Source organism: Rhizobacter sp. (genome assembly GCF_031412495.1).
GTDB lineage: Bacteria > Pseudomonadota > Gammaproteobacteria > Burkholderiales > Burkholderiaceae_C > Schlegelella_A.
The window spans coordinates 1-4761 of record NZ_JANODC010000525.1 but is presented as its reverse complement, the minus strand read 5'-3'; the positions used below and the strand labels follow the sequence as shown (position 1 = coordinate 4761).

The 4761-nt window shown below is 70.0% G+C and carries 5 protein-coding genes and 1 tRNA gene; 3 read left to right on the top strand and 3 right to left on the bottom strand.

Features of this window, described 5'->3' with window-relative positions; translation table 11 throughout:
• Together AC30N0_RS19625 and AC30N0_RS19620 are read left to right on the top strand one after the other, a co-directional pair.
• The coding region (locus AC30N0_RS19625; protein ID WP_489519564.1) for an ABC transporter ATP-binding protein at window positions 1–771 on the top strand (771 nt) is incomplete at its 5' end.
• Window positions 772–779: 8 nt separating this feature from the next.
• On the top strand, window positions 780–1637 hold the full coding sequence (locus AC30N0_RS19620) for a phosphodiesterase (RefSeq protein WP_489519563.1): 858 nt from the start codon (window positions 780–782) through the stop codon (window positions 1635–1637).
• A gap of 51 nt (window positions 1638–1688) precedes the next feature.
• On the opposite strand, the gene AC30N0_RS19615 is transcribed toward AC30N0_RS19620, so the two are convergent.
• The 3 genes from AC30N0_RS19615 to lgt form a co-directional block, all read right to left on the bottom strand.
• Window positions 1689–1763, bottom strand: a tRNA-Val gene (locus AC30N0_RS19615).
• An 85-nt stretch (window positions 1764–1848) separates the two neighbouring features.
• The gene (gene dnaQ, locus AC30N0_RS19610; RefSeq protein WP_489519562.1) at window positions 1849–2547 is read right to left on the bottom strand and encodes a DNA polymerase III subunit epsilon; all 699 of its coding nucleotides are present in this window, start codon (window positions 2545–2547) and stop codon (window positions 1849–1851) included.
• A gap of 10 nt (window positions 2548–2557) precedes the next feature.
• Window positions 2558–3406, bottom strand: a complete 849-nt coding sequence (gene lgt, locus AC30N0_RS19605) for a prolipoprotein diacylglyceryl transferase (protein ID WP_489519561.1) — start codon at window positions 3404–3406, stop codon at window positions 2558–2560.
• Between the two features lie 99 nt (window positions 3407–3505).
• Between lgt and AC30N0_RS19600 the strand changes: the two genes are divergently transcribed.
• The coding region (locus AC30N0_RS19600) for a dihydroxy-acid dehydratase domain-containing protein (protein ID WP_489519560.1) at window positions 3506–4761 on the top strand (1256 nt) is incomplete at its 3' end.

Sequence of the window (4761 nt, the reverse complement as noted above, 5' to 3'; positions counted from 1 at the left end):
ACGGTGTCGGCCAACATCGGCTACGGCCTGCTGGTGCGCGGCGTCGACGCCGCCGAGCGCCGGCGCGCCGTGGGCGAGCGCGTCGACCTGGTGCGCCTGAACGGACTGGAGGGCAAGCGCCCCGCCGAGCTGTCCGGCGGGCAGCGCCAGCGCGTCGCCCTCGCCCGCGCAGTGGCGGTGCGGCCGCGCGTGCTGCTGCTCGACGAGCCGCTTGCCGCCCTCGACGCCAAGCTCAAGGAGTCGCTGCGCGACGAGCTCGCCGAGCTGCTGCGCCGCCTCGGCATCACCGCCGTGCACGTCACCCACGACCAGCACGAGGCCTTCGCAATCGCCGACCGGCTCGCCGTGATGCACGCCGGCAGCATCGTCCAGGTAGGCGATGCCGAGACGCTCTACCGCGCGCCCACGCATGCGTTCGTGGCCGAGTTCCTGGGGCGGGTGAACCGGATCGAGCGCGACGCCGACGCCGTGACGCGGGGGGTGGTCAAGCTCGGCGGTGTCGAGTGGCCGTGCGCGGCCCGGTCGTCCGAGGCGAGCGTGCTGGTCCGGCCGGAGGACCTGCAGATCGGGCCACGCCAGGCAGGCTGGGCCGCCGCCACCGTGCGGCACCGCACCTTCCTCGGCGAGCGTATCCACCTGCGCGTCGAGGCGGCCGGACAGGCGCCGCTCGTCGCCGACGTGGCGCGCGACAGCCCGTTCGATGTCGGCGACGACGTCGGCCTGTGGGTCGCACCCGATCGGCTCATGGCCTCCCTGCAGGCGGCGACGTGAGCCAGGCCATGGGTTCCGCAAGCGCCGACGCGCCGACCATCCTGGTGCAGCTGACCGACCTGCACATCCGCGAGCCGGGTCGCCTCGCCTATCGCCGCGTCGACACGTCCGGCTATTTCCGCGCGATGGTCGCCTCGGTGCTGGCACTCAGGCAGCGCCCGGACGCCGTGGTCATCAGCGGCGACCTCACGGACTTCGGGCGCCCGGCCGAATATGCCTCCCTGCGCGACCAGATCGCCCCCCTCGAGGCCGCTGGCCTGCCCGTCTTCCTGATGCCGGGCAACCACGACAGTCGCGACGAGATGCGGCGCAGTTTTCCGGCGCATGCCTACCTCGGTTCTGACCAGTACGTGCAATTCGCCGTCGACGTCGGCCCGCTGCGCCTGCTGGCGCTGGACACGGTCGTCCCCGGGCGCAGCGAAGGCGCGCTCGACGCCGAGCGGCTGGCGTGGCTGGAGGAGCAGCTCGCCGCTGCGGCCGGCCGGCCCGTCGTCATCGCCATGCATCACCCGCCGTTCCAGACGCTGATCGGCCACATGGACAACATCGGGCTGCTGGCGGGCGGGCCCGAGCTCGAGGCGATCGTCGCGGGACATTCGAACGTCGAGCGCATCATCTGCGGCCACTTGCACCGGGCGATCGACGTCCGCTTCGCAGGCACCATTGCCTCCACGGCCCCGGGCCCCGCGCATCAGGTCTGTCTGGACCTCGACCCCGACGCCGTCTCGGCGTGGACCCTCGAACCGCCCGCGTTCCGGGTGCACGCCTGGAACCCGCACGAGCAGCGGCTCGTGAGCCACCTCGCGGCGAGCGGAACGTTCGAAGGGCCCTATCCGTTCTTCGAGGACGGCGTCCTGATCGACTGACGAGGATGTCTCCAAAGGAGACGTTGCTACCCCCGTAAGTCGTCGATCTATTGGTGGGTGGTACAGGGATTGAACCTGTGACCCCTGCCGTGTGAAGGCAGTGCTCTACCGCTGAGCTAACCACCCGGTGAGGACTTTCCGGCTAGGCCGGGAAGGGTCGAGATTGTTGCACAGCGCCGCGTCGAAAGTGGTCGCGGGCCTGGCCGCGCCCTCAGCGGTTCTGCCACACCGTCCTGCCACCGCTGGCCTTGTCGATCTCGGCCAGGAGCGCGGCGTGGGCCAGCAGCTCCTCGTCGTCGGGTTCGATGACCACGAGACTCAGCAGACCGAAATCGACCGGCCGCGCCGCGATCTCGGCGGCGAAGCCGTCGGTGCTGTCGATGACGAGGGCGCCCTGCCCGCGCGTCATGCGGATGTAGACCTCGGCCAGCAGCCCGGCATCGAGGAGCGCGCCGTGCAGCTCACGCCCCGCGTTGTTCACCTCGAGCCGCTTGCAAAGCGCGTCGAGCGAGTTCGACTTGCCCGGGAAGCTGTCGCGGGCCATCGACAGGCTGTCGGTGATGCGGACCTCCTGCGCCGTGAAGCACGGCCGGCCGATGCGGCGCAGCTCGGCGTCGAGGAAGCCGATGTCGAAGGCGGCGTTGTGGATGATGATCTCGGCGCCGCGCACGAACTCGAGCAGCTCTTCGACGACCTCGCCGAACAGCGGCTTGTCGGCGAGGAACTCGTCGGAGAGGCCGTGCACCTTGAACGCGTCGACGCTGTTGCGGCGCTCCGGGTTCACGTAGAAGTGCAGGGTCCGCCCGCTCAGGCGCCGGTTGACGAGCTCGACGCAGCCGATTTCGATGATCCGGTCGCCCGACTCGGGGCTGAGGCCGGTGGTCTCGGTGTCGAGGACGATCTGGCGCATCGTCGGCTCCTCAGGCGCGCGGCGGCCGCGGCCCGCCGCCGGCGACTGGCGGGGTCGGCCGGCCCCGGCCCCAGGTCCACAGGGCGATGCCGGCGGCGATCATCGGCAGGCACAGCCACTGGCCCATGCTCATGTCGAAGGCGAGGAGGCCGAGGAAGCTGTCGGGCTCGCGGAAGAACTCGGCGAAGAAGCGCAGCACGCCATATCCCGCCAGGAACGCGCCGCTGACCTGGCCCAGGCCGCGCGGCTGGCGGCCGTACACCCACAGCACGACGAACAGGAGGATGCCTTCGAGCGCGAACTGGTAGAGCTGCGACGGATGGCGCGGCAGCGGCGAACCCGACTGCGGGAACACCATGCCCCACGGCAGCGCCGGGTCGGCGAAGCGGCCCCACAGTTCGCCGTTGATGAAGTTGCCGATCCGCCCCGCCGCAAAGCCGGTCGGCACGCACGGCGCCACCAGGTCGGTGACCTCGAGGAAGCGTCGCTTGCGGACATGGGCATACAGGGCGAGCGCGGCGAGGACGCCGAGCAACCCGCCGTGGAAAGCCATGCCGCCCTTCCAGACGGCGAAGATCTCGAGCGGATGGCTCGCGTAGTAGCCGGGCTTGTAGAACAGCACGTAGCCGAGACGGCCGCCGATGACGGTGCCGAGCACGCCGTAGAACAGCAGGTCCTCGACGTCCTGCCGGGTCCAGCCTGCCGCGGCGAAATGAGGCAGCCGCGAGCGCCGCACGGCGAGGAAGAGGAACAGCCCGAAGGCGACGAGGTAGGTGATCCCGTACCAGTGGATCGCGACCGGCAGGCCGAGCTTGGTGAGGTCGATCGCGATCGGGTCGAACTGCGGGTGCACGAGCATGCGGGAATGATATCGACGGACCCGGGCCGTCATCCCGGGCGAAGCGAAGGATCTCGGCGCTACGATGAGGTCCTTCGCCCCGCCCAGGATGACATCGCCATGCCAATCAACCGCCGCTCCAGGAACATCACCGAGGGCGTGGCGCGGGCGCCGAACCGGTCCATGTACTACGCGCTGGGCTACGAGAAGGGCGATTTCGGCAAGCCCATGATCGGCGTCGCCAACGGCCACTCGACCATCACGCCGTGCAACTCCGGCCTGCAGAAGCTCGCCGACGCGGCGGTCGCCGGCATCGAGGAAGCGGGCGGCAACGCGCAGATCTTCGGCACGCCCACCATCAGCGACGGCATGGCGATGGGCACCGAGGGCATGAAGTACAGCCTGGTCTCGCGCGAGGTCATCGCCGACTGCATCGAGACCTGCGTCGGCGGCCAGTGGATGGACGGCGTGCTCGTCGTCGGCGGCTGCGACAAGAACATGCCGGGCGGGATGATGGGCATCCTTCGCGCCAACGTCCCCGCGATCTACGTCTACGGCGGCACCATCCTGCCCGGCCGCTACGAGGGCCAGGACCTGAACATCGTCAGCGTCTTCGAGGCCGTCGGCCAGTTCAGCGCCGGGACGATGAGCGAGAAGGACTTCGGCGAGATCGAGCGGCGCGCTATTCCCGGCAGCGGGTCGTGCGGCGGCATGTACACGGCCAACACCATGAGCTCGGCGTTCGAGGCCCTCGGCATGAGCCTGCCCTACTCCAGCACCATGGCCAACGTGCACGACGAGATCGTCGGTGCGGCCAAGAACGCGGCGCGGGTCCTCGTCGAGGCAGTGCGCCGCGACCTGAAGCCGCGCGACATCGTCACGCGCAGGAGCATCGAGAACGCGGTCGCCGTCATCATGGCCACCGGCGGCTCGACCAACGCGGTGCTGCACTTCCTGGCCATCGCCCATGCGGCCGAGGTCGAGTGGACGATCGACGACTTCGAGCGCGTGCGGCGCAAGGTGCCGGTGCTCTGCGACCTGAAGCCTTCCGGCAGGTACCTCGCGGTCGACCTGCACCGCGCCGGCGGCATCCCCGAGGTGATGAGGATCCTGCTCGAAGCCGGGCACCTGCACGGCGACTGCATCACCATCACCGGCAAGACTCTGGCCGAGACGCTCGCCGGCCTCCCCACCGCGCCGGCCGGCCAGGATGTGATCCGGCCGATCGACCGACCGATGTACGAGCACGGCCACCTCGCCATCCTGCGCGGCAACCTCTCGCCCGAGGGTTGCGTCGCCAAGATCACGGGCCTCAAGAACCCGGTCATCACCGGCCCGGCGCGCGTGTTCGACGACGAGCAATCGGCGCTCGCCGC